22 protein-coding genes and 1 pseudogene are annotated in these 25,374 nt (G+C 59.8%); 8 read left to right on the forward strand and 15 right to left on the reverse strand.

Annotation, left to right across the window (positions count from 1 at the left end):
* Nucleotides 1-26: 26 nt before the first annotated feature.
* Genes dapD through argB form a run of 3 tightly spaced genes read right to left on the reverse strand, consistent with a single transcriptional unit; the run spans nt 27 to nt 2,466 of the window.
* Entirely contained in the window at nt 27-884 is an 858-nt protein-coding gene (dapD, locus tag AC1RSI_RS03130) for a 2,3,4,5-tetrahydropyridine-2,6-dicarboxylate N-succinyltransferase (protein ID WP_492322622.1), read from the reverse strand.
* Nucleotides 881-1,540, reverse strand: coding sequence for a pyrimidine 5'-nucleotidase (locus tag AC1RSI_RS03135; RefSeq protein WP_492322554.1), 660 nt, complete (start codon nt 1,538-1,540; stop codon nt 881-883). The genes dapD and AC1RSI_RS03135 overlap by 4 nt, the downstream gene beginning before the upstream one ends.
* Nucleotides 1,537-2,466, reverse strand: coding sequence for an acetylglutamate kinase (gene argB, locus AC1RSI_RS03140; RefSeq protein ID WP_492322623.1), 930 nt, complete (start codon nt 2,464-2,466; stop codon nt 1,537-1,539). Before argB ends, AC1RSI_RS03135 begins: the two co-directional genes overlap by 4 nt.
* A gap of 154 nt (nt 2,467-2,620) precedes the next feature.
* Between argB and AC1RSI_RS03145 the strand changes: the two genes are divergently transcribed.
* Nucleotides 2,621-3,967 carry a glycosyltransferase family 4 protein gene (locus tag AC1RSI_RS03145; protein ID WP_492322624.1) on the forward strand — a complete coding sequence of 449 codons (1,347 nt, stop codon included), beginning with the start codon at nt 2,621-2,623 and terminating at the stop codon, nt 3,965-3,967.
* Here AC1RSI_RS03145 and AC1RSI_RS03150 read toward each other — a convergent pair.
* Nucleotides 3,940-5,670, reverse strand: a complete 1,731-nt coding sequence (locus tag AC1RSI_RS03150) for a glycosyltransferase (RefSeq protein ID WP_492322625.1) — start codon at nt 5,668-5,670, stop codon at nt 3,940-3,942. The two genes, AC1RSI_RS03145 and AC1RSI_RS03150, sit on opposite strands and share 28 nt — an antisense overlap.
* A gap of 266 nt (nt 5,671-5,936) precedes the next feature.
* Here AC1RSI_RS03150 and rfbC (AC1RSI_RS03155) point away from each other — a divergent pair, with 266 nt between their 5' ends.
* Genes rfbC (AC1RSI_RS03155) through rfbA form a run of 4 tightly spaced genes read left to right on the forward strand, consistent with a single transcriptional unit; the run spans nt 5,937 to nt 9,361 of the window.
* On the forward strand, nt 5,937-6,530 hold the full coding sequence (gene rfbC, locus AC1RSI_RS03155) for a dTDP-4-dehydrorhamnose 3,5-epimerase (protein WP_492322626.1): 594 nt from the start codon (nt 5,937-5,939) through the stop codon (nt 6,528-6,530).
* A gap of 14 nt (nt 6,531-6,544) precedes the next feature.
* Entirely contained in the window at nt 6,545-7,600 is a 1,056-nt protein-coding gene (gene rfbB, locus AC1RSI_RS03160) for a dTDP-glucose 4,6-dehydratase (RefSeq protein WP_492322627.1), read from the forward strand.
* Nucleotides 7,593-8,495 carry a dTDP-4-dehydrorhamnose reductase gene (gene rfbD / locus AC1RSI_RS03165; RefSeq protein ID WP_492322628.1) on the forward strand — a complete coding sequence of 301 codons (903 nt, stop codon included), beginning with the start codon at nt 7,593-7,595 and terminating at the stop codon, nt 8,493-8,495. The genes rfbB and rfbD overlap by 8 nt, the downstream gene beginning before the upstream one ends.
* On the forward strand, nt 8,492-9,361 hold the full coding sequence (gene rfbA, locus AC1RSI_RS03170; protein ID WP_492322629.1) for a glucose-1-phosphate thymidylyltransferase RfbA: 870 nt from the start codon (nt 8,492-8,494) through the stop codon (nt 9,359-9,361). The genes rfbD and rfbA overlap by 4 nt, the downstream gene beginning before the upstream one ends.
* Here rfbA and AC1RSI_RS03175 read toward each other — a convergent pair.
* Genes AC1RSI_RS03175 through rfbF form a run of 5 tightly spaced genes read right to left on the reverse strand, consistent with a single transcriptional unit; the run spans nt 9,346 to nt 13,836 of the window.
* A complete protein-coding gene (locus AC1RSI_RS03175; RefSeq protein ID WP_492322630.1) occupies nt 9,346-10,248 on the reverse strand; it encodes an NAD-dependent epimerase/dehydratase family protein in 903 nt (300 codons plus the stop codon). The two genes, rfbA and AC1RSI_RS03175, sit on opposite strands and share 16 nt — an antisense overlap.
* Nucleotides 10,245-10,775, reverse strand: coding sequence for a dTDP-4-dehydrorhamnose 3,5-epimerase (gene rfbC, locus AC1RSI_RS03180; protein ID WP_492322631.1), 531 nt, complete (start codon nt 10,773-10,775; stop codon nt 10,245-10,247). Before rfbC (AC1RSI_RS03180) ends, AC1RSI_RS03175 begins: the two co-directional genes overlap by 4 nt.
* Nucleotides 10,776-12,011 carry a methyltransferase domain-containing protein gene (locus tag AC1RSI_RS03185; protein ID WP_492322654.1) on the reverse strand — a complete coding sequence of 412 codons (1,236 nt, stop codon included), beginning with the start codon at nt 12,009-12,011 and terminating at the stop codon, nt 10,776-10,778.
* A 5-nt stretch (nt 12,012-12,016) separates the two neighbouring features.
* Nucleotides 12,017-13,084, reverse strand: a complete 1,068-nt coding sequence (rfbG, locus tag AC1RSI_RS03190) for a CDP-glucose 4,6-dehydratase (RefSeq protein WP_492322632.1) — start codon at nt 13,082-13,084, stop codon at nt 12,017-12,019.
* Nucleotides 13,069-13,836 carry a glucose-1-phosphate cytidylyltransferase gene (rfbF, locus tag AC1RSI_RS03195; RefSeq protein WP_492322633.1) on the reverse strand — a complete coding sequence of 256 codons (768 nt, stop codon included), beginning with the start codon at nt 13,834-13,836 and terminating at the stop codon, nt 13,069-13,071. Before rfbF ends, rfbG begins: the two co-directional genes overlap by 16 nt.
* 144 nt (nt 13,837-13,980) lie before the next feature.
* Here rfbF and AC1RSI_RS03200 point away from each other — a divergent pair, with 144 nt between their 5' ends.
* From AC1RSI_RS03200 to AC1RSI_RS03210, 3 genes and pseudogenes are all read left to right on the forward strand, one after another.
* Entirely contained in the window at nt 13,981-17,139 is a 3,159-nt protein-coding gene (locus AC1RSI_RS03200) for a glycosyltransferase family 4 protein (protein ID WP_492322634.1), read from the forward strand.
* Between the two features lie 8 nt (nt 17,140-17,147).
* Nucleotides 17,148-18,911, forward strand: coding sequence for a glycosyltransferase family 2 protein (locus tag AC1RSI_RS03205; RefSeq protein WP_492322635.1), 1,764 nt, complete (start codon nt 17,148-17,150; stop codon nt 18,909-18,911).
* A gap of 314 nt (nt 18,912-19,225) precedes the next feature.
* Nucleotides 19,226-19,420: pseudogene (locus tag AC1RSI_RS03210) on the forward strand (integrase core domain-containing protein); the annotation flags it as partial.
* Between the two features lie 451 nt (nt 19,421-19,871).
* On the opposite strand, the gene AC1RSI_RS03215 reads toward AC1RSI_RS03210, so the two are convergent.
* The 6 genes from AC1RSI_RS03215 to AC1RSI_RS03240 all read right to left on the reverse strand — a co-directional run bounded on the left by AC1RSI_RS03215 (nt 19,872) and on the right by AC1RSI_RS03240 (nt 25,315).
* On the reverse strand, nt 19,872-20,810 hold the full coding sequence (locus tag AC1RSI_RS03215; RefSeq protein WP_492322636.1) for an NAD-dependent epimerase/dehydratase family protein: 939 nt from the start codon (nt 20,808-20,810) through the stop codon (nt 19,872-19,874).
* The gene (gmd, locus tag AC1RSI_RS03220; protein ID WP_492322637.1) at nt 20,807-21,787 is read right to left on the reverse strand and encodes a GDP-mannose 4,6-dehydratase; all 981 of its coding nucleotides are present in this window, start codon (nt 21,785-21,787) and stop codon (nt 20,807-20,809) included. Before gmd ends, AC1RSI_RS03215 begins: the two co-directional genes overlap by 4 nt.
* A gap of 5 nt (nt 21,788-21,792) precedes the next feature.
* The gene (locus tag AC1RSI_RS03225; protein WP_492322638.1) at nt 21,793-22,695 is read right to left on the reverse strand and encodes a hypothetical protein; all 903 of its coding nucleotides are present in this window, start codon (nt 22,693-22,695) and stop codon (nt 21,793-21,795) included.
* Complete coding sequence (locus tag AC1RSI_RS03230; protein WP_492322639.1) at nt 22,677-23,351, reverse strand: ABC transporter ATP-binding protein; 675 nt, start codon at nt 23,349-23,351, stop codon at nt 22,677-22,679. Before AC1RSI_RS03230 ends, AC1RSI_RS03225 begins: the two co-directional genes overlap by 19 nt.
* The gene (locus AC1RSI_RS03235) at nt 23,351-24,439 is read right to left on the reverse strand and encodes a KpsE/RkpR family capsule polysaccharide export protein (protein ID WP_492322640.1); all 1,089 of its coding nucleotides are present in this window, start codon (nt 24,437-24,439) and stop codon (nt 23,351-23,353) included. Before AC1RSI_RS03235 ends, AC1RSI_RS03230 begins: the two co-directional genes overlap by 1 nt.
* Nucleotides 24,440-24,553: 114 nt before the next feature.
* Complete coding sequence (locus AC1RSI_RS03240) at nt 24,554-25,315, reverse strand: ABC transporter permease (RefSeq protein ID WP_492322655.1); 762 nt, start codon at nt 25,313-25,315, stop codon at nt 24,554-24,556.
* Nucleotides 25,316-25,374 lie beyond the last annotated feature (59 nt).

Here is a 25,374-nt window from a genome sequence, read left to right on the forward strand (position 1 = left end):
GCGGTCGCCTCCGTTTTCGTGTGCGATCAGTCGCGCAGCAGTTCGTTGACCCCGGTCTTGGCCCGGGTCTGGGCGTCCACTCGCTTGACGATGACGGCGCAATACAGCGACGGGCCGCCCTTGGGATCCGGCAAGGTGCCCGGCACCACGACCGAATAGGCCGGAACCTCGCCCCGGAAGACCTCGCCCGTGGCGCGGTCGACGATCTTGGTCGAGCCCGACAGATAGACGCCCATGGCCAGGACCGCGCCTTCGCGCACGATCACGCCCTCGGCGACCTCGGCGCGGGCGCCGATGAAACAGCCGTCCTCGATGATGGTGGGATTGGCCTGGAGCGGCTCCAGCACCCCGCCGATCCCGGCGCCGCCCGACAGGTGCACGTTCTTGCCGATCTGGGCGCAGGAACCGACCGTGGCCCAGGCGTCGACCATGGCCCCCTCATCGACATAGGCGCCGATGTTCACGAAGGACGGCATCAACACGACATTCCTGGCGATATAGGCGCCCTGGCGGACGATGGCGCCGGGCACCGAGCGGAAACCGGCGGCCTGATAGTCGCCGGCGGCCCAGTCGCCGAACTTGTTGGGCACCTTGTCCCAATAGGGGCCGACGCCCGGGGCGTGGCTGGTCGGGCCGCGGTCGCCGGCGCGCATGATCTGGTTGTCGTTCAGGCGGAAGGACAGCAGTACGGCCTTCTTCAGCCACTGATGCGTGGTCCAGACCCCGTCCTCGCCGCGCGAGGCGACGCGCGCCTGGCCGGAGTCCAGCAGGGCCAGGGCGGTCTCGACCGCGTCGCGGACATCGCCATGGGTGGCGGCCGAGACGTCGGCGCGGTCTTCCCACGCGGCCTCGATGACGGATTCGAGATGCGACAGGTCGGTCATGCGGCGTCCTTGAAGGTCAGGGCGTTGAGGAAGTCGAGAAGATCGGGGGCGATCCGGTCAATATGGTCCCCCAGGGGCTTGCCGTGGCCGTCGCCGATCAGGACGGTCGCCATACCCAGGGCCTTGGCCGGCTCCAGGTTCTTGGGCGTATCCTCGAAGAAGGCGGCGCAACGGGGTTCGAAATCGAACCGCTCGATCATGCGACGAAAGGCCGATGGGGCGGGCTTGGGCGTCAGATCCCCGTCCTCGATGGCGAAGACGCCCTCGAAACAGTCGGCGATGCCGATCCGCTCCAGCACCCGATGCGCATAGTCCCGCGCGCCGTTGGTGAAGACGAAACAGCGCCCCGGCAGGGTCTTCAGACGCTCGGCCAAGCGCGGATTGGGCTCCACCCCGTCCAGCGGCACGTCGTGGACCACGTTCAGGAAGTCCTCGGGATCGATGGTGTAGTTGGCCATCAGCCCGGCCAGGGTGGTGCCGTGTTCATCCAGAAACTGGCGCTGCAGGATACGCGCCTCCTGGGGCGCCAGGCCGACCGCCTCGACCACATAGGCGTTGATCCGCGCCTGGACGAGGGACATCAGACCCTGCTCGCGCGGATACAGGGTGTCGTCCATGTCGAACACCCAGGCGTTGACGTGCGACAGGTCGATCAAGACGCCTTCACCAGGGTGCCGGCGCCGAATTCGGTGAACAGTTCCACCAGCATGGCGTGGGGCCGACGGCCGTCCAGAATGACAACGGCCTCGACCCCGGCGCGCACGGCCGCCATGGCGGTCTCCAGCTTGGGAATCATGCCGCCGTGGGCGACGCCGGTGTCGATCAGGCCTTGCGCCTCCTCCAGCGTCATCTGGCGAATGATCTCGCCGTCCGCGCCCTTGACCCCCGGCACGTCGGTCAGCAGCAGCATCCGCTTGGCGCCCAGCGACCCGGCCACGGCGCCCGCCACCGTATCGGCGTTGACGTTATAGGTCTGGCCGTCCTCGGCCACCCCGATCGGGGCGATGACCGGCACCCAGTCCTCGGTCTCCGACGCGATCAGGCCCTTGATCAGCTTGGGATCCACCTTGGTCGGTTCGCCGACATAGCCCAGGTCGACCTCGTGCTCGATCATGCTGTCGGGATCACGCTTGGTCCGGCGGGTCTTCTCGACCGTCAGCAGGCCGGCGTCCTTGCCCGACAGACCGACGCCGCGCACGTCCGCCTCCTTGCCGGCCATGGTGATCCAGTGGGCGATCTCCTTGTTCACGGCGCCGGACAGGACCATCTCGGCGACCTCCATCGTCGCCGGATCCGTCACCCGCAACCCGTCGACGAAGCTGGACCTGACCCCGGCCTTGTCCAGCATGGCGCTGATCTGCGGCCCGCCGCCGTGCACCACGACCGGGTTGACCCCCATCAGCTTCAGCAGCACCACATCGGCCGCGAACTGACGCGCCACGGCGTTCTCGCCCATGGCGTGGCCGCCGTATTTGATGACCACGGTCTCGCGGTCATAGACCTGAATATACGGCAGGGCCTCGGCGAGCGTCTTCGCCGTCTCCCAGCTGCGTTCCTCGGACTGGCGTTCTGTTTCGTTCATCACCGGGGCGAGATAGCGGGTGACGGGGGGGGTGTCACGCGGGAAGGGTCTGCTAGAGCTTCGGAATAAGCTGAATGCGCCGCTGGCTACTCAATCGCGGCCCATGTTAGGCCGATCAAGCACCACAAGCCTCCGCTTCGCGAGATGAGTCTGAATGTCCACAACGCCTCGCGAGAAATCGAATCGACCTTCGATCTGCGTCGATGGTTTCAACCTCGCAGCGTCGCAGGGTACCGGGATTGCGACCTACAGCCGAAACCTGCTTGAGGCCGCTAGCCGCCTTGGCTTTCGGACAGAGGCTCTTTTCGGTCCCACGCTCTCACCAGCGTCTGTAAAGCCATTCGGTGAGGTCGCGATCCTTGATCCAGAGCGGCCTGCAACACCGCTCCGGTTCATGCAGAAAGTCGAACGGGACGTTCGGACGCGCCTTAGCCCGCTTGGGCGAACCGCGCATCCCGTCGCCATTTCCCAAGATGTCATCTGGCCGGGAGGAGACGACGCCCGCCCTCGGGCGGACCGATTTTGGGCGAGCGACAAGCTGTACTTCCACGCGAGTCGGGCCTTCAAAAAGCACGGACGCGGCACACCCGTTATGTTCGAGACTCGCGACGCTCCGGCACCCGGCGTGATGCACTGGACGACCCTGCTGCCCTTGCGAGCCCGCAACGTGCCGAACATCTACACCATCCACGATCTCATACCGCTGCGCCTTCCGCATACGACCCTGCACAACAAGCCCGTGTTCATGGCCATGTGCCGGGAGGTCGTGCGCCACGCCGACCACATCGCCGTCGTCTCCGAGGCGACACGTCAGGATGTCATCCACATGCTGGACGTTCCGGAAGACAGGGTCACCAACACCTACCAGGCCGTCAGCCTGCCCAAGGCTTTGACCGAAAGGTCCGAGCGGGATGTGGCCATCGAACTGGAGGCGACGTTCCAACTCAGCTGGGGCGATTACTTCCTACATTTCGGCGCGGTCGAACCAAAAAAGAACCTCGGTCGCGTCGTGGAGGCCTATCTCGCGTCCGGCGTGAAAACGGCTCTCGTGATCGTCGGCGGTCGAGGGTGGCTGAGCGAACCCGAGACTGCGCTCCTAGGTCACGTCAAGGCCCTCGGCGGTCCCAGTTCGGATCGCATCCATGTCTATGAATATATGTCCTTCGCTACCTTGGTCAGTCTGATCCGAGGCGCAAGAGCCGTCCTCTTCCCGTCTCTCTATGAAGGGTTTGGGCTGCCGGTGTTGGAAGCGATGAGCCTGGGAACACCTGTACTCACGTCGAACCAGGGTTCGCTGCCGGAGGTGGCGGGAGACGCCGCCATGCAGGTCGATCCCTACGATGTCGATGCTCTGCGCCAAGCGATCCGCATCATCGACGCGGATGCCGACTGGCGCGGCGACGCTTCATCTCGCGGCAAGAGACAGGCGGCGCTCTTCAACGATGAGGCCTATGATGCAAGGCTGCGCGCGCTTTACGCCAAGGTCGGCGTTTCAGTCTGATTGGGCGCGCGGCTTTCGGTCTTGATCGCCCAATCCATCACCTCCTCCGCCGTAAGGTTTCGCATCCCGGCGAAGAGACGAATACCGCGTCCTTCCCATTGAGGATTACGGGTCGGGTCAAACCGAGCGCGATCACCCCAACGTGCGAGCAACCGCCCCATTTCTTCTGCGGCGCGCTGTCGTTTGGCTTCCGTGTTGGAATGGCCGCGGCTCAAAGACTCATGATGTCGCAGAACCAACTCAGGCGCATAAAGGATCGTCCACCCAACCTCTCCTGCACGGAGACAGAAATCGACGTCGTTGCAGGACACAGCGAAATTTTCGGCGTCGAAACCGCCGACCTGGTCGAAGACCGAGCGGCGCATGGCCATAAAGGCTCCTGTTACGGCCGTCGCCGGCCTGCGCCGCACCCACCGGTCAAGCGGCCCGCGCTCGTCCGGACCGGCCCGTAATCCTTCGTGCAAAGGTTCGCCGTTCAACGCCCCCATCACGATGCCCGCGTGCTGGACGCGGTCGTTCGGGTATAGAAGCCGCGCTCCAACAACCCCGACGCCCTCGATAGCCAGAAGTCTTCGAACCTCCAGATCCCAGTTCTCAGACAGCATTTCCATGTCGTTATTGGCGAAGACGACAATAGGATTTTCCCGCCCTTCGCAGGCGGTGTTGTTAAGGCTTGACCAGTTGAACGGTTCGTCGCACCGCAGAACTTCCACTCCTTTATTTCTCCAGTGCTCCAGCACATCCAAAGTGCTGATTTCCTGGCTTCCATTGTCGATGACGACGACGTCTAGTTTCGCGCCATTGGACGCCTGCCTGAACAGCGACGCCAACATGACGTCCAAAGCCGCGCCTTCCTCGCGCGTCGGAATAACCACGAGTATCCGGCCACCGACTTCCCGTTGGAGGGCCGACGAAGAACCGATATTCGTTTCTCTACCAGGCGTCTGGACACAGCCCAACACCAGAGGAACGTGCCTTACCGTTCCTCTGGAAAACGCTCTCCGCAACTGAGAAAACACGTCACGTTCGTGTATATTGCCCTCAAGACAACTGTAAAGAACCAAACTAGGCGGTGTAGGGTTGCTAAGAATATCTAGTAAATGGGGAGACGATTGAAGGATTGGGCGCATCACTGCATTCACGTCCTCCTCTTCATGATCGCAATATACAGCGCTCACTTCGTCGGTGAGCGCCCAAAGCAGCCAGCTAAGACAATCGGGCGTCAACACGGTTCCCGCTTTGATCAGAAAGACCGGCCCCCCAAAAGTATCCGGCGCACTTTCCGGAGGGGAGACCACGCGCGGGTCCGTCGAGGCGACATCCTCCAAGAGCCCCGCCCCCCCCGATATCGTCGCGCGCCAATCCGTCGATGTCAGTCCTCGCAGCGATGCGAGGGTCGCGTTCAAGCCGCGCTCTTCACCAGTTCGCGCATCAATTCGAATTTCGATCCGCCTTGCCGGACTGGCTGGGGCGAGGGGGCGTGTGATGACGCCCAATTCAGAAGGATTAGACGAGACCGGTTCTGCACCCGTCGCCTGCTTTCGAATAGCTTCAGCGTCAATAGTAAAGCCAGCTTCATCCAATATGTCCGCAAGCGTGAGTTGGATGCTAGCCTTTTCGGGACGAGCCGTCATAGCCTCCTGAAGGACCGCGATGGCGGAAGGATAATCGCCGGCCTCCCTCAGGGTGTTGGCAAGACGCACTCGCACTCCAAGATCGTTTGGGTGCTTAGCTAGATAACGCTCATAGTAACCGGCTGCAGCGCTCCAAAGATTGCGATGCCGAGCTTTGTCGCCTGCATCGGCGCCATCACGGCTTCGCGCCGCACGCAAACGGCGATCTGCCATCACCTTTAACAATCGTCGCAATCTGACAACCCGAACGGAAGATTTGGCCCCACGCACCAATACACTCCCTATCGCAGGAAATCTGGTCTAGATCATCCGGTATCGCAGGGCGACAAGCCTGCTTGAGTCTGGATTTCATGCCCGTTTCTTCACAACCTATCCTGCTGCGTCCACGTCAATTTGGCGACGCCCGCGGCTGGTTCATGGAGACCTATTCAGAAGCCTCGGCGCTGGCGGCAGGCATCGACGTGCGTTTCGTACAGGACAATCAGTCGTTCTCGGCGACGGAGGGCACGATCCGGGGCCTGCATTTTCAACGCCCGCCTCACGCCCAGGCTAAGCTGGTGCGCTGTTTGCGCGGTTCCATCATGGACTATGCCGTGGATGTGCGGCGAGGGTCACCGACCTATGGGCAATATGTGGCCGTCAAGCTGACCGCCGAGGGACGCGAGCAATTGTTCGTGCCCATTGGGTTTGCGCATGGCTTCGTGACGCTCGAGCCGGATGTCGAGATCGCTTACAAGGTGTCTGACGTCTATGCGCCCGACTGCGACGGGGGCATCGTCTGGAACGACCCCACGATCGGCATCGACTGGCCCTTGCCGGCTTCGGGCGCGGTTCTCTCCGACAAGGATGAGGCTCTGGTGAGCCTGGCCGAATTCGACAGTCCCTTCGACTACTATGGCCAGCCGCTCGCGTCGTTGACCGCGCTCTGACGGAGAGACATTCGATGCGTATTCTGGTCACCGGCGGCGCCGGTTTCATCGGCTCGGCCCTGGTGCGGCGGCTGATCGAGCATACGGACCATGAGGTCCTAGTCTACGACAAGCTGACCTATGCCGGCGTGCTCAGCTCGCTGGAGCCGGCGACGTCCAGCAACCGCTATTCCTTCGTCCAGGCCGACATCTGCGACGCCGAGGCCGTGTCCAAGGCTCTGCGGGAGTTCAAGCCGGACGTGGTCGCCCACCTGGCGGCCGAGAGCCATGTCGATCGCTCGATCGACGGGCCGGGCGCTTTCATCCAGACCAATATGGTCGGCACCTTCGTCATGCTGAACCAGGCGCTCGGTTACTGGCGCGAGCTGAACGAGGCCGCCAAATCGGCCTTCCGCTTCCACCACATCTCGACCGACGAGGTGTTCGGCTCGCTAGGCGAGGATGGCTTCTTCACCGAGACCACCCCCTATGACCCCCGCTCGCCCTATTCGGCGTCCAAGGCGGGATCGGACCATCTGGTGCGGGCCTGGGGGCACACCTACGGCTTGCCGGTGCTGGTGACCAACTGCTCCAACAACTACGGCCCCTATCATTTCCCCGAGAAGCTGATCCCGCTGATCATCATCCGGGCCCTGAACGGCGAGCCCCTGCCGGTCTATGGCGACGGGTCGAACGTGCGCGACTGGCTGTTCGTCGACGACCACGCCCGCGCGCTCCAGGCCGTGTTCGAGACCGGCACGCCCGGCGAGACCTATAATGTCGGCGGCAACGCCGAGCGCAAGAACATCGAGGTGGTCACCGCCATCTGTTCGATCCTGGACCGGCTGCGGCCCAAGGCCGAGGGCCAGTACGCCGACCAGATCACCTATGTGACCGACCGTCCGGGCCACGATCATCGCTACGCCATCGACGCCTCCAAGATCCGGTCCGACCTGGACTGGACCCCCTCGGTGACCTTCGAGGAAGGGATCGAGCGAACCGTGGTCTGGTACTTGGAGAACCAGTCCTGGTGGCAGGACATTCTAGACGCCCGCTATTCGACCCAGCGTCTGGGCGTGGCCAATGGCTGATCCGGTCCACATCCTGATCACGGGCGGGGCCGGTCAGGTGGGACTGGAGCTCCAGGCCGCCGCCTGGCCTGAAGGCGTCGTGTTTCACGCCCCGACGCGGGCCGAGCTGGACCTGTGCGACGCCGCCTCGGTCCGGGCCGCCTTCGCCGCCACGCCTTTCGCGGCCGTGATCAACTCCGGCGCCCACACGGCGGTGGACAAGGCCGAGACCGAGGTCGCCGCCGCCTTCGCCGCCAACGCCATGGGCCCGGCGGTCCTGGCCGATGCGACGCGCGAGGCCGGCATCCCGCTGATCCAGGTCTCGACCGACTATGTGTTCGACGGGTCCAAGGACGGTCTCTATGTCGAGACTGATCCGGTCGGACCGCTGGGCGTCTATGGCGCCTCCAAACTGGCGGGCGAACTGGCGGTGCGTGCCGGCAATCCCCGCTCGGTCGTGCTGAGGACGGCCTGGGTGCTGAGCGTGCACCGCGCCAACTTCCTCAAGACCATGCTGCGGCTCGCCGCCGACCGGCCGGCCCTGAGGGTGGTGGGCGACCAGCACGGCTGCCCGACCTCGGCGCGCGACATCGCCGCCGCCCTGAAGACCATCGCCCTGACAATGATCGCCGACGCGGAGGCTCCAACCGGCGTCTATCAGTTCGTCAACGCCGGCGAGACCACCTGGGCCGGACTGGCCAGCGAGATCTTCGCCCTCAGCGCCGCGACCGGCGGCCCGTCCGCCACGGTCGAGGCCATCCCCGCGTCCGACTACCCGACCCCGGCCAAGCGCCCGTCGAACTCGCGCCTGTCGACCGAGAAACTGACCCGAGACTTCGGGATCGCGCCCCGCCCCTGGCAGGCCGCCGTCGCCGAGATCGTCCACGAACTCCACGCCGAAAGGACCCTCCCATGAAGGGCATCATCCTGGCCGGAGGATCGGGCACCCGCCTGCATCCGATGACCCTGGTCACCTCGAAGCAGCTGATGCCGGTCTACGACAAGCCGATGATCTATTATCCGCTGTCGACCCTGATGCTGGCCGGGATCCGCGAGGTGCTGATCATCTCCACCCCGCGCGACGTGCCCAACTTCCAGGCGCTGCTGGGAGATGGCTCGCAGTGGGGCATGGAGATCCAATACGCGGTCCAGCCCAGCCCTGACGGCCTGGCTCAGGCCTACATCATCGGCGCGGACTTCGTCGGCGACAATCCGTCGGCCCTCATTTTGGGCGACAACATCTACTACGGCCACGGCATCACCGACCTGTTCACCAGCGCTATGAGCCGGCCCGAGGGGGCGACCGTCTTCGCCTATCACGTCAATGATCCCGAGCGGTACGGTGTGGTCGCCTTTGACCAGGACATGCGCGCCCTGTCGATCGAGGAGAAGCCGACGGCGCCCAAGTCCAACTGGGCCGTCACAGGTCTCTACTTCTACGACAAGGACGTGGTCGAGATCGCCCGCAACCTGAAGCCGTCGCCGCGCGGCGAGCTGGAGATCACCGACGTCAACCGCATCTATCTGGAGTGCGGCAAACTGTCGGTCGAGATCATGGGCCGGGGTTACGCCTGGCTGGACACCGGCACGCCCGATAGCCTGATCGAGGCCGCCGAGTTCGTCCGCGTCCTCGAAAAGCGTCAAGGCTTCAAGATCGCCTGCCCCGAAGAGGTCGCCTACCAGAAGGGCTTCATCGACGCCGCCAAGCTGGAAGAACTGGCCGAGAAGCTTGGCAAGAGCACGTATGGAGCATACTTGCGTCGCGTTCAACGACTGGGATAATTGTTCTTCCACCAGTCAAAAGTCGACCGGAGACCAGTTTCAAGGGTATAATTTGGCTTGAAATTCAAATAATTGGATAGAATTTCATTTTGCCCAAAAAGAACCGGAGGCTCACCCTGGGGTGTCGCACGCGCACCCAGTTGAACAAGATCAGCGCGCCCGGAGATTTGAGCAAGCTTTTCAATGATGTCCAAAACAGGAACGGCGTGACCGGACGAAATATTGACATCGCCCGAAACATCGCTCCACGCCAGATCGACCAAGGCTCGCGCCACGTCGTGGACGTGAAGGAAGTCTCGTTGCGACGAACCGTCCCCACAGGCCACGGCCACCCCCTGCGCCAAGCCGCCGGCCAGATCGGAAACCAACCTCCCCGGGGGTTCTTCGGGCCCGTACAGCCAGAATACGCGCGCCCAGGCCAGTTGGTGACCATTCTGAGCGGCCAAAGATGACAATAGCCTGTTGAGCGCGTCCTTGCTCGCACCATACAACGTGGCGGGCGATCTGAGCGACTGTTCGGCCAGACAACCGCTGCCGGTCCAGTCGTATTCCGCACACGATCCCGCAACGACCGCGCGGCCACCCCCGCCACGCCAAAAGGCACGGACCAGATCGGCGCTGGCGTAAACCCAGTCAAAATTATCCTCCGCACGCCAAAACTTTCCAGGAGTAGCATTCCAGGCGAGATGGATCAGCCTGTCCGGCATGACGCGGTCCATCAGGAAATCCGCGGCGCCTGGCTGCAGAAGGTCCGCTTCAATCCATCGGCCATCCCCGTTCGAGGGCATGGATCGCGACACGGCGACGACGTCACACCCCCGGGCCAACAATAGCCGATGGACGTTGCGGCCGATAAAGCCATTCGCCCCGGTAAGAAGCACTGTCATGGACGCCAATCCGGATAGGCGACGTCACGCTCGCTGATAACGAGCGTTTCGAGCGGCCAATCGATGCCAAACGCAGGATCGTTCCACCGCACACCCTTGCCTTTGCCGGGAATGAAACGCGGCGAAATCTGGTAAAGCACGTCGGTATCGTCGGCCAGGGTTTGGAAACCGTGCGCCACACCCTCGGGCAGATAGAGCGCCTCTCCATTCTGGGCGCTGAGTTCAAAGCCGACCCACTTGCCCAATGTCGGCGAATCCGGCCGCAAATCGACAGCGACGTCGAAAACCGCACCGGCGACGCATCGCACGATCTTGGTCTCCGCATACGGAGCATCCTGATAGTGCATGCCTCGTACGGTTCCACGTCGCGTATTGCGCGACAGGCTAGACTGCGGAAAGACACCAAGAAGACCGGCCCCCTCCAACGTCTCGTCGCAATGAAAACGAGCGAAAGAGCCGCGTGCGTCAGATATCGGCTCCGGCAGTATCCGAAACACGCCTCGCAAAGATGTCTGAGCGAGTCTCAATTAGAGGATCGCAACATTGGGAATGGGTGTAACGAATTTCCCCCCCCAGCTTCGGATCACCGACATCTGCTCCATGATCTCGCACTTCAGGTTCCAAGGCAGGATCAACAAGAAGTCGGGCTTTTCCTCGGAGATGGCATCGGGAGCCAGCACCGGAATACGGGTGCCAGGAAGCAATTTTCCCTGTTTATGAGGGCTTCGATCAACGGTAAATGCGATCAGGTCGCTCTTCACGCCGCAGAAGTTCAGCAATGTATTGCCCTTCGCAGGCGCCCCATAGGCCGCCACGGTCTTTCCGTCCCGATAGGCGCTCACAAGAAAGTCCAGCAGATCGCACTTCACTTCCGTGGGAACGCGGCTGAAATTCTCGTAGGTCCGAACATCCTCGAGCCCGGCGGCGCTTTCGGTCACCAGCATCGCCCGCGCCCGATCGCTCTGAGGACGGGCGCTGTCGTCGGCATGGCAGACGTATATCCGCAAGGATCCCCCATGCGTGTCCAATTCCTCGACGTCATAAACACGCATCGCGTGCGCTTCGAAGAGCCGGCTTACAAAATGGAACGATAGGTACGAATAGTGTTCATGATAAATCGTATCGAACTGCTTCTGCTCCATGAGCTTCAGCAAGTGCGGAAACTCGAAGTTCGCGACGCCTCCACGTTTTAAAAGAATGGGGTAACCCGAAACGAAGTCATTCAAATCCGGCACATGCGCCAATACGTTATTGGCGGCCATCAGATCGGCCTGAACCCCTCTCTCCCGCATCGCCAGGGCCGTCTCTTTGCCGAAGAAGGAGACTTCCGACTCGATGCCGTGGACTTCAAGCGCGACCTTTGCGGTGTTCGCCGTCGGCTCCACGCCGATTACGGGGACGCCCTCATCCTTGAACCACCGCAGCAAATAGCCGTCGTTGGATGCGACTTCCACGACGATGGAGCCGCCGTTGAGACCTTCGCGCGCGATGGCTTCGTCCGCGTATTTTTTCGCATGCCGAAGCCATGACTCCGAATAGGAAGAAAAATACGCATAGTCGTCTCTAAACAGTCGATCGGGAGAATCGAACCCTCCCAGCTGAACTAAAAAACACTCATTGCAGACGATTGCATGAAGAGGAAAGAACGGCTCCATGGATTCGGCCTGATCTACGGGCACAAAGTCATTGGAAACGGGAGACATCCCCAGATCAGCGAAAGTGGTCCCATTGGAACAGTTGCAGAAACGGCATTGGAATTTCATGACCACTACGCCAATCCTTCATAAACTTCGATCTGACGGAGCGTGATCTCGCGGGCGTCGCGACCACTCAGAACCGCCTTGTACCATTCAGCGGACCAAACGAGCGCATCGCCGATCCGAAGACGAGGCCCCCACTTCAACAGGGCCTTGGCCTTGCTCGCGTCTACACGCAGAAGGAAGGCCTCCTTCGCATATTTCCGGTCGTCCGCTTCCCAGCCGGCTCCATCGCCCCAGGCCGCAGAGAAGGTTTCGACAATCTTCTGAACCGGCCAAGCATCCTCATCGACGGGCCCCAGATTCCAGCCCTCGGCGAACGTCTCGCCCTTTTCGACCAAGGCCTGGGCAAGCATCAGATAGCCGCTGAGCGGCTCCAGTACATGCTGCCAGGGTCGCACCGCCAATGGATTCCGGATACGAACCGGCTGGCCTTTGGAAAACGCCCTCACACTGTCTGGGATCAAACGATCCGCAGACCAATCGCCGCCGCCGATGACGTTTCCAGCGCGTGCCGACGCCAGAAGCGCTCCGCCTGAGCGAGAAAAATAGGAACGTCGATAAGAGGCCGTAACCAGCTCTGCACACCCCTTGCTTGCGCTGTACGGATCGGATCCGCCCATCGGTTCATTTTCGCGATAAGCCCACAACTGCTCACGATTCTCGTAACATTTGTCGCTGGTGACATTGACCACGGCCTGGACGGTCTCGCAGGCGCGACAGGCGTCCAGGACGTTCGCCAGCCCGACCACATTGATCTCGAATGTCTCCGCCGGATTGCCGTAGGACGGATGAACCAACGCCTGAGCGGCCAGATGCAGAACGATTTCAGGCTTGGCGACGGCGAACGCTCGCTCCAGTCCTGCGACATCACGGATATCCGTAAAATCCAGACACGCGCCAGGACGGCCGATCCCATCCCAAAGCCCCGGTTCCGTCGGCGCCAAGGACACGCCAAAGACCTGCGCCCCTAAACGCTCCAACCATAGCGCGAGCCAAGCGCCCTTGAAGCCCGTATGCCCGGTCAGGAGGACGCGACGACCAGCCCAGAAAGAAAAGGGGCTCACCACGTCCGCCATGGCGCATTCCCCTGGTTCCAGAGGTCTTCGAGATATCGCTTATCCCGCACCGTATCCATCGGCTGCCAGAAACCCTCATGCCGGAAAGCTGAAAGCTGGCCGTCCCTGGCCAGACCTTCAAGCGGCTCACGCTCCCAGGTCGTCGCGTCGCCGTCGATCCGCTCCAGCACAGAGGGGGAAAGCACGAAGAAGCCGCCGTTGATCCAACTGCCGTCGCCGTTAGGCTTTTCGGTGAACGCATCCACGCCGCCGTCGCGCAGTTCAAGAGCGCCGAACCGTCCGGGCGGACGCACCGCAGTCAGCGTCGCAGCCCGGCCCTCCTTACGATGGAAATCGATCAGGGCTCCAATGTCTATGCTGCCGACCCCATCTCCATAGGTCATGCAGAAATGTTCATCGCCGACATATTTCGCGACACGCCTTAAGCGACCGCCAGTCATGGTTTCAAGGCCGGTATCGACAAGTGTGATACGCCAAGGCTCAGCGCCGCTGTCATGATACTTGATCGAATTATCGCGAACGTCGATCGTCACATCCGTCTGGTGAAGAAAGTAATTCGCGAAGTATTCTTTTATATAATACCCCTTATAGCCCAGACAAATGATGAAATCATTTATTCCGGCCGAGGAATAAATTTTCATTATGTGCCACAAAATTGGCCGCCCACCAATCTCGACCATAGGCTTCGGCCGAACGTCAGTCTCCTCCGAAAGACGTGTCCCCAGACCCCCGGCAAGTATTACGGCTTTCAAGGCAATTTTCCTTGCTGTGATTTTCGCTGGAACGGCAACGACGGCTAACGCTACCCCACCAATGCTGTCAACCGCATATCAAAAGGTTGCGGAGGCGGAGAAGATGAGCGATAGCCCTTAACCTGCGACTTCCATGAGAATGACATGGGCCAGACGGCGAAATCAATGAACTCTGAGATTTTTCAACGGTGTTTTTCGCCAAGCTCCTTCGCCCTCCCAGAGAGCGCGGATGAATGGTCGTGGGCCAGAGCCCCCCTGGTCTCATGGCTGGCGTCCCGCCTAAAGCCGCGAGAAGCGCTGGACTTTGGACTCGGTATCGACGCCGACGCGGGAGATTTCATTTCTGCAGTAAGAGCCGGCGAGTCGAATTGTGAGATTTCGACCGTCGGCCTCCGAACATCCGCGCGCATCGCCGACGATCTAATGACTCGTAGAGGCGCTCGATTGATGGTCTTGCGGAATCCGGACGAAGCCGCCCGTGGATTTGAAGACAACTCGATAGATTTGGTTCGCCTCCGCACCGGGGTTGGGCTCGAGGCGTTCATGTCGACCTGGGCGACGAAGCTCACGCCCGAAGCGATTATCTTGACATCCGATCGATCGCTGCTTCCCGCCGGCATGGCAGCGATCGACCTGTCTGGCGATGATGGTCTTGTCGCACTTTCAGGATCGACGGAAGCTCTCGCCCCCTTCATCGAAGCGATGGCAGATTCGGCGATCGGGCCGAAAGTGCTCGCCGCCTACGACCGACTGGGACGAAACTGCATCGGTGGTTTTGTCGCAGCCACTGACGCGTTGCTCTACCAAGACGACGAGACTCTGCTTAAAAATTCACCATTGTTCGACCCGGGCTATTATCTCCAGTCAAACCCGGACATCGCCGCCGCCAGAGTCGACCCTCTCTCGCACTATCTGTCCAACGGCGGCGTGGAGGGTCGCGCCCCCCACCCCCTCTTCGACGCCCATTATTATCTGTCAAAGAACCCGGAGGTCGCGCACCGGAAAGACAACCCCCTGGTCCATTACCTGCGTTTTGGTCACCGGCGAGGCGCTCGCCCCAATCCGGTCTTCGATCCTGCGTGGTATCGCCGACAGCACCCCGAGATTGGACAGGAAGATCCCCTTACTTCTTACGTAGAACAAGGAAGCTCCGCTCGCTTCTGGCCAAGCGCAACGTTCGATCCACGGCTGTATGTTTCCCGCAATAAACATCTCGCGGCCTCGAACGCCGACCCCCTGGCTCACTATCTCCAGACTCTGAAGGCAGGGCACGAAATCCCTCTGACTGCAGAGGCGGCACGCCCTAGGACGGTCATTCTCGTGCATGTCGCCGACCTGCAGGACTGGGAACGCGTCGCGGAACATCTCGACCAGTGCCTCTTCGACGAATTGCTCGTGACCTATCCGGCGGGCGACAAATCCGTCGTCGCCTCGATCCGTGAGGAACAGCCCACAGCGCGCCTGATTCCCGCCACGAACGAGACGGAAGGCTTCTTCGCCGCGTTGCCGATCTTGGCCGAGTACGAGGGTTGGGTTTGCCGGTTCAACGCCATCCAACCGCCATCGCATGGAGCGCTTCGCACCTATCTTATGGGCAGGGCGTTACTCGGCCAGCGGAACGTGTCCGCCCAAACTCTGCACAACCTAGCGCTTGACGACACGATCGGACTTGCGGGGCCCAAAACCTTCTACCTGAGTGCGAGCGCAACGAGCGACGGCCTTTTCCGACAGCTTCAAGATGGAATGGAGATCTGTAGCGGCAGACCTCTGCCCGGAGAATGGGGCTACTTTAGCGGCGGTTCTTTCTGGTTCCGTCCCTCGGTCGTCAAATCCTGGCTGACACCTCACGCTTTCGACTTCTTCACTCACGCTTCCGAAAACGGGTTTGACAGCGAAGGGCTTCTCGAACGCCTGATCGGCGCAAGCGCGGAGGCGCTGCAGGCTCGCGTCGCTCTAATCGATCCTTTTGCAACGACGGCGACCAACCGAGTCGAAGTCGGCAACGCAATCGACCAGAGACAATTTCACGACCTGGAGAGCTACCTCGTAACACTGCAGCAGCAATTGGCCGCTTCAACTCCCGGCCTGGCGAACCCCGAAACGCCGCGGTGGACGCGCCCCGCCAAAGCGCGCCTGGGCGTAAACTTCGTCGCACCAGTGGAGATCGTGAACGGCTTGGGCGTGAGCGCCAGAGGCTACCATGACGCCCTGCTCGCCACCGGCCTGCCCATAAACGTCCATCCTTGGACGCGGGGCTTCGAACACGTAAACAAGATTAAGGGGAATTTCGCGTCCGGCGCCGTCCAGCCAATCACGATCACCCACCTAAACCTGGACATCCTCCATGATGCAAAGCTTCTGGATGCGCCACCGCTCTGCGACATCGCGACCCACGACACGTTCAATATCGCCCTGCCCTACTGGGAGCTCTTGTCAGTCAAGCCGGAGTGGAAACCGGTCATCGATAGATTCGACGAGATATGGGTTGCGAGCGAATTCATGGCTCGATCGATACGGGCTGTTTCCAAGACACCGGTAAGGGTTATTCGTCCAGCGATAGGCGCACCTGAAACATCGAAAATTGAAAGAAGTCATTTCGGTATACCCGAAAAGGATTTCTCCTTTTTCTATAATGCTGATGCCAGCAGCGTCTTTCTTCGGAAAAATCCGGAGTGCCTTGTTCGCGCCTATATCGACGCGTTCAGCGAAGCAGATGGCGCATCGCTGACGTTGAAACTAAACTATGCATCAGCAAATGATCAAAACGTCGCCCGCATCACATCGCTGATCGGGCACCGGAACGATATTCGGATCATCAACGAGATTCTGCCGCTCGATGAACTCCACGGGCTTATTCAGTCGATTGACTGCTACGTTTCTCCGCACCGTTCGGAGGGACTGGGCCTGACGGTGATTGAGGCGATGTTCGCGAAAAAACCAGTGATTGCGACAGCGTTTGGGGGCGTCGAGGACTTCATCGCTGAAGGCTCCGCCTACGCCATTCCTCATAGGATGATTGAAGTTGGCGAAGGTGCAGCGCCTTATCCACCAGGCTATCTCTGGGCGGATCCGGTCATGGAGGAACTGTCCAAACTGCTGCGGCACGTGAAGTCCAATCCAGAGAAAGCTCGCAAGATCGGCGAGGCCGGATTTGAGATGGTCCATAAGCTGTTCTCGATACAGGTCGCCTCCGCAGAAACAGAAAATGCACTTCGAGCGATCTGGAAGAATGCTCCCACGCAAACTCGTGAAGTTGATCGTGCGACCACGGTACATGATCGTCGGAAGGTTAAAGGGGCCTGAGGCGCGCCATGAACGAAAAGCAACACCCTACCGCACGGGCCTATGACGCTCTCCGACGACATGGTGTCAAACGCGCACTCGCGGTTCTGACACGTCCGCTGCGCCTTCCCGCGACGGAAAGCGCCCTGAAGCCGACACCCGCGCTAACATACCCGCCTCTTCACAAGGGCGATCTGCCCACGATCAGCATTCTCATGCCGGTCTACAACTCCCCCCCGGACGTTCTTGTCGCCGCGATCCAATCCGTACTCCGCCAGGATTACCCTCACTGGGAGCTCTGCATCGCGGACGATTGTTCGCCGTCCAGAGCCACACAACGCGTCTTGGAACGCTACAGGGGCTTCGACCCGCGCATCAAAATCGTTCGCTCCCCTCAAAACCTGCATATCGCCGGGGCCACAAACCTTGCGGCGGAATACGCCACAGGGAATTTCGTCGGTTTCCTGGACCATGACGACGAACTCGTGCCCCACGCTCTCACCGAGATGGCTCAGGCTATTATGGCCACCCCGGATGTAGATTTGCTGTATTCCGATGAAGATAAATTGGATTTTTCCGGCCAGCGCACCGATCCTTACCTGAAACCTGACTGGTCGCCCGAGCATCTGACGTCGGTCGCCTACATTCTGCACTTCATGCTAGTGAGAAAATCTCTGTTTCTGGAGCTCGGCGGACTACGTGCAGAACGTTCCGGCGCTCAGGACTACGATCTCTCCTTGCGCGCCGGCGCCCTCGCCAGAAAGATCGTCCACGTTCCCAAGGTGCTTTATCATTGGCGTATGATTCCCGGTTCGGCGTCGGCCGAGGTTGAGGCGAAACCGGAAGCATTGATAAACGCTGCAAAAGCCATCGAAGATTTCGTGCGTCTTGAGAACAAGGATGCACGCGTCGTACCGGGCCTGTTCACTGGAAGCCATCGTGTACTATGGCCGGTCTCTCAGGAACGCCCTGTAACTCTGCTGATGCTGACGGACAGCCGGTCCAAATTCGTCCCTGGGCGCGGCCACATCCTTATGGTCGAACATGCCATCCAGAGCATAGTGAGCAAATCGACCTTCAAAAACTACAAGATTATTGTTGTCGATAATGGACGAATGGACCAAGACGCCAAATCCAGAATGGAAACACTGGGCGTCAAGGTTGTGAGTTACACATTCACCCCCCCCTTCAACTACGCCACCAAACTCAATTTTGGATTTAATATCGTAGAAACTGAAGACGTCATAATTCTAAACGACGACATTGAAGTCATTTCGGAAGACTGGATAGAAGCCTTACTCGCCCACTCTCGCCGTGAAGACGTTGGAGGCGTCGGGGCAAAACTTCTGTATACAGACGGCAAGATCCAGCATGCCGGCGTCGTTACGGGCGTGAATGGCGCTACGACTCACATCTTCCAGGGCTGGCCTGACGATCAGATTGGCTACTGTGGATATACTCACGTTGTCAGAAACTATAGTGCAGTCACAGGAGCGGTACTGGCAACACGCATGTCGATCGTCAAAGCGATGGGCGGTTTCGATACCAGGCTAGCTATCGACTACAATGATATCGATTTCTGCCTCCGTGTCGGAGAGACTGGGCGTCGTATCGTCTTCACCCCTTACGCCCGACTGTATCATTTCGAAGGCGCGTCCCTGAAACGCTCCGCTGTCAGCGAGGCAGACCAGACGGCCTTCATGGCGCGTTGGGCCAGACAGTTGCCGACCGACCCCTTCTACAACCCGACCCTACCGAAGGACCGCACGGACTGCGCCGTCTATGCCTGGTAGGTCGAGTTGGGAAAGCTGCACGAAGATCTGATTGAGCAGCAACCGGGGCCCGCTCTAATCCGCTTCTTCGATATGACCTCATAGCGCCTGCGCGCATCACGGAGATATGCCCTTATGGCTGACCTGCCGGCTCCGTCTCTTGGATGCGAGTACTGCGCGTCCCTACACGCTCCGCTGAATTTGACAGGCGGTCACGCCTCAACCTGGAGGTCTCCCTGGATATCGGAGAGCAACACCCCAGCTTCCATTCCCGCCGGCCAATCCTGTCTATCCGGTGGCGGTTGAGGCGCCCCCTTCCTGATCCCTCGTTTTGAGTGAGAGTCCGTTTCATCAAGGAGACGGACGTGAAGAAGAACGGCTTCGTCGAACGCTTCAACGGCAGGCTCCGCGACGAGTGCTTGAACGAGGAGGTCTTCGCCATCCTGGCCGAGGCCCGCGCCGTCATCGAGCGCTGGCGCATCGACTACAACCACGTCAAGCCGCACTCGGCGCACGGGGGGATTGACCCCGGAGGCGGCGCGGCTGAACCCCGCGGCCGTTCGGCTGCGCAACTTGATCAGCTCCGGCCGCTCGGCCGTTCCCGTCGGCGAAGCAGATCGGCTATCAACTCCTTAGGCTCTCACAATGATCGAGGGACCAGAGGAGGGCGCCTCATCGAGACCCGCCTGAAATACGACGCGAGCACAATCACCTCCGCGTCGGCTGCGGATGTGGCGCTTTCAACCGCCAGAAAGCGTGATGCGGAGAGATGGGCGCGACTGCCCTTCGTCTGGACTATGCAAAAGGCCCGTGCGAACCTTCGCGGAAGCTCGTCGTCTAAATTTGGCATCGGCGATGACATTCACCAAGCTGATGCCGCCTCCATGATCCAAAACGACATCAGGTCTAATGGTATCGCCAGTCACAACGAGCCGACTCCTCGCAGGAACGGCCTATCGACTCTGAATCGCGCTGCAAGCTTCAGCCCATTCGTAAGACATCGGCTCGCTTGTCCTGGAGCAGGTCGGTGATCGTCTGAGCGAACGAGATTCTTGGGGTCCACCCCGTGGCCCCGCGAAGTCTGGTGGAATCGACGGCGGCGATCGGCACGTCCGAAGGACGCATTCGACTTTGATCCTCCCGGACTGCAAACCTTGCTGACGACGCATCAATCAAGGCATCGACTATGTCACTGATCGGTCTGGATATGCCGGATGAGAGATTGAAGAGGCTTATCTCCTCCTTCAGGTCGCCCGTCAGCAAGGCGAAATAGGCGTCGGCAACATCCCGGACGTCCAGAAAATCGCGCTTTGCAGACAGGTTTCCGACCAGAAGCGCCCCTTCCTGATCGGCCGCCTCCAGCCTTGCGACCTGTGCGGCGAATGCGGGAGCCACAAAACGCTCGTCCTGACCAGGGCCCGTATGATTGGTCGGACGGACGATCACCGTCTGGCAGACTCCGGCCAAAACGTCTCCGACGAGGTACTCAGCGGCCAGCTTGGATCGGGCGTAGACGGTCTGTGGTGCGGGCCGCGTTGTTTCATCGACAACGCCATCGTTGAAGGCCGCACCATAGACCTCGGCTGTGCTGGCGAAGACAAACCGGCTCACCTCGGCGAGGGCGGCGGCCTCAGCCAGGTTGAGGGATCCCGTGACATTCGCACGGGCAGCTACCGCAGCATCGCGCGCGGCTTCCGCTGGCGCGCTGATTCCCGCCAGATGGAGGATATGAGTGGGACGATAGTCTCGCATCACGCTGACGACCGTATCAAGATCAGTCAGATCCACGGCGTAGTCCGCCGCCGAGGCGCCGGACAATGAAGTGGTGCGAACGGAACCGGACCAACGCTCACCCGCCCGCGCCGCGACGTGGCTAGCGACAAAACCATTGCCGCCGGTAATGAGCAGCCGTGTGTTCACGTTGCTGGAGCGAGACGTCGCAAGTCGGCCTCGACCATCTCTACGATCATTTCCTCGAGCGAAACCTCGGGAACCCACCCCAGTTGGCGCTTCGCCTTCGACGGATCCCCCAGAAGCAAATCCACCTCGGCGGGTCGGAACAAGACGGGATCGATGACGAGATGATCTTCAACGGCCAGTTCGAGGTGAGAGAAGGCGATCTCGACCATCGCACGAACCGTTGTCGTCCGGCCGGTCGCGACGACGTAGTCATCCGCCTCGTCCTGCTGCAGCATGAGCCACATGGCCTGCACATAGTCGCGCGCGTGCCCCCAATCTCGTTGGGCGTCGATATTCCCAAGATGTAACTTGTCGAGCAAGCCGAGCTTGATGCGAGCGGCGGCATCCGTAACCTTTCGCGTCACGAATTCCTTGCCTCGGAGTGGAGATTCATGATTGAATAGTATGCCGCTACTGCAGTGAAGGCCAAAGCTTTCACGATAATTTACAGTCATCCAGTGGCCGAATAACTTGGCTACGGCATAGGGAGACCTAGGATAAAAGGGCGTATTTTCAGATTGAATTGGCTCTTGGATAAGGCCGTACATTTCTGAAGAAGAAGCCTGATAGAAGCGAGCATTTGGACTAGCGATGCGCATCGCTTCCAGGATGTTGACCACTCCAAGGCCGGTGACTTGGGAAGTGAGGCTAGGTTGTTGCCAAGAAGAATTTACAAAGGACTGTGCCGCAAGATTATAAATCTCGTCAGGCTGGATCTCCTGCATAGTCCGTATAAGACCGCCAGGATCCAGCAGATTGCCGTCGATTAGATTAACTTGATCAGCGACGCCCAACCATTTCAGGCGGTGATCCGCCACGCCTGCATGGCTGGACCTCCGGACAATACCGAACACCTCATAACCCTTACTGAGAAGAAGCTGAGACAGATAAGCCCCATCCTGCCCTGTTATGCCCGATACAAGAGCTCTCCGCTTCATTTGGTCTACGTCCTTACGCTCTGCATGGATTCAAGCTTGATTACGACAACACCGTCCAGCCGCATCCTACCCTGAAAAACCGGGTAAGACAGGAGAAGCTGTCCTGTTGTAGTCGATGCTCGCTCCAAATAGTGATCTATACTGAATGAGTATCGGCCGGATTTTTCCCCCCGGAAAACGCCTGCCGTTCGATCGCCAACGCCGCCCCATTCCCACCGCAATGGGAGCGCCGTTCCTTCGATTTCCAAAGAAAAGAGAATCTCCGCTCGCCATGCGCCTGCCGGCATATCAAAGGGCGACAAACCGAAAACCAGCCGCCCGCGTCCTGTGAGATCAATCCAGTCGTGTGACGGCAACTTGCCATCGCCGGCTACCCACATCTCAACCGGTATGAAGAATTTTGCTCCCACCGGAATAGGCAATGATCGGTAGATATTGAGAACCTTCGCGCCTTCGCCGGCAAACGAAGCTCTCGTAATTTCGGCGCCCCGCTTTACCTCACCGAGATACGGAACGTCGATTACGTCACACTCGGCATTCAGCACGGTCGCAGGCAATGCGGAAACCTGCGCTGCGGCGGCTAACCGATGCGAGGCCTCCCACAGATTCTGCAGCTCGGTCTGCGCCTGTCCCCTGATGTCCGTCAGATAGGACAGAACAGACTCTGGCGACGCATGCAATATGCACCAATGGTCCGGCTCCAGCAGCCGAGCGGCGTTGAGATCGAAGGAAACGATTAAAGTGTTGGCATCAGCTCGAACCGCAGACGTCGGCCCGCACGCGTCGAGAAAGTCCCACTCCGCAGCCAGGGCGGCAGACCTCAAGGCTTCCATCCAGACGTCGTTCCACGCTCCTGGAAGATAAAGCAGGCAAACCTTAATCTGAGAACTCATGTTGCCCTGAGCCAAGTATAGACATCTACCGCGACATTGATATCGTCGAACAATTTCGCTCTACCGCCCTCGATGATTAGAGCCTGGTCACAATGCGATGCGATAAGACCAGTATCATGCGACGCCATGATGAACGACCTGCCGGCGCGCCTTTGAAACAATTCTCTCTGGCATTTCTCTTGAAACCGTGAATCGCCGACGGCGACAAGTTCGTCGATCAAATAGCAGTCAAACTCAATCGCGAGCGATAGACCGAAGGCCAAACGGGCTCTCATGCCTGAAGAATAGTGTTTGACCGGAATTTTAAGCGAACTTCCCAATTCGGCAAAGTCATCGACGAGCGCCAGCATCTCACTGTAATCTCGACTATAAATGCGGCTTAGGAACCTGATATTATCAATTCCGCTCAAGCTGCCCTGAAAGCCGCCGCCAAAGCCGATCGGCCACGACGAAGTCATGCTCCATGCGATGGCGCCGGTCGTCGCCGGCACCACCCCACCCAACATCTTGATCAAGGTCGACTTGCCCTGCCCGTTCCGCCCGAGCAGCGCAAGGCGCCCCCCCCGAGCGAGATCGAACGACAGGTCCCTGAATACGGGTTCGCTCCGATTCAGATAGGTCTTAGAAAGATTTTCGACCATTAGCCCACAAGCAGGTTTCTCGGACGTCATCAATCCTGCCTGTGTTCGCGAACTCCGGCCCAGATCATCCACGCCACGCCGTAAAGCAGCATCGCACCGCCGAACACTTTCAACAGCGCGGCCAATCGCCCAGGGCGAGAAGCCTTGTCCGGCGCATTAGGGGCCACGATCCGCTCCAAGTAGAGTTTCTGCCTCTGCGCATCCTGTTGTGCAGAAACCAGTCTGGCGGTCGCCTGGCTGTATTCGCGATCGGCCAGTTCTCGGGTCAGCACCAGATCCTCATACCGCCCGACGCGAGGCGCCAGGGAAGACTCGGGGCCTGCGATCTTGGCGCGCTCTTCCGACACCTGACGCTCATAGGCGCGGATTCGCTCGTCAAGCGCCGCCAGTTGCGGGCTTTGGGGCGCCTGGGCCGCAATCTGACTGCGCTCCGCCATCAAATTCGCCAGAGCGGCGCGCAGGCTTCCAATCAGTTCCGAGGATTCGGTCGCAGCAAGTTTAGGGTCGACGAATCGCGCTTCGTTTCTAAAGGCCGTGATACTCCGTTGCGCCTGATCCAGACGTTCACGCGCAAGCTGCTTGTTCGCCGCAGCGTCGCGCACGGCGTCTTCAACGGCCCGAGCATTCAGTCGATTGACCAACCGTTCGCCGCCGTCAAGAAGCGCAACGTTCAGCCGCTTGGCGTCTTCGGCGTTGAAGGCTTCGACGCGAAGCGTGCTGATTCCGGACGCTGAATCATATCCGACAAACACAAAACGCTGCAGAGCCTTGTAGAGCCCCTCACGCGAACGCTCCTCGAAGGGCCCCGGGTAACGCGCGATGAAATCGGCGCCAGGCCGCGCCAGAATGCTGGGAAGGTTGACGCTGGCGTTCAGCCCGTCGACCGCGTCCCGAGACGTAATATACTTATGGACCGCAAAGGCATCGGTCTGGGCGCTGGCGAGCCCAACACCCTGCAAGGCAATCCCGAGCGATGAAGGCTGCTCCCGACTGGCCTCACGAACTATAAATTGGGATTCTGACACATACCGGGGACTTGCGATCAGCAGAAAATAGACCCCAGCGATCAGAGTCGGAACCACAACCATCAGCAAGAAGCCGACGGGTAGACGCTTCACCCAAGGCTCAGGCTCCTTGGCCACATCCGTCGAAGCCAAAGGCCCAAGGTAGGTCAATCTAGAAGAACTCATCGAGCACATCTTTCATAGGTGCAGATCGACAACGAAACTCGATCACTCAACATCGATGCGGTCTTGCGACGCAGCGATCAAAGCCATCCCGAACACATTCAACACGGCCCCCCACACCAAGGGATAGACCACACTGAAATACGTCGGCACGAACTCGCCGAACACGCCAGCCCTCAACATTTCGATCCCATGGGGAAAAGGGATCAGCAGGTAGGCGTCCCTATAATGCGCCGGCAACCAGCCCACCATGAAGAATGCCCCGGAAATGGGGACCATGATGTACATCAGTACAGGCACGAGCCGCTCCATGATTTCGAAGCGCAGAGCCAGCCCCGCGAACAGCAGGGACATGCCCATGCCAAGCCATGCCGTCGTCAACCACCCCCCATAGAGCAGCAGCCAATCCGCAGGAAGCTTAACTTGCCCCAAAACATACAGAGCAGCATACACGATAACAAACGCTGCTGTGGTTCCGACGAATTCGAGAACATTTCTCGAAATATACAAATGCAGGGGAGCGACTTGCCGATGATGCAGCAAGCCTACATTAGCTTGCAACGCCATGAGGCAATAACTGATCTGATGCCTAAGCAAAAGGACGGACATATACCCTGTCATGACAAAAGGCCCCAAACGGACCCCATGCTCGTATTCAGGTTTGATTATGCTCCACATAATCAAAACGCCGCCACAAAAAAGCAACGGCTCCCCGACTAGCCATAAGAAACCAAACCCTTCTCTTCCGAAGCGAGTGATCATTTCTCGCATCATCAGAGCATGCACTATTCGCGCATGGCGATTCACAGACTGGACTGCGGTCAATATCAGAAATCCGTTTGTGCACTGTGCATAACGAAAGCCAC

The organism is Brevundimonas sp. GW821-FHT10E09 (assembly GCF_058809375.1).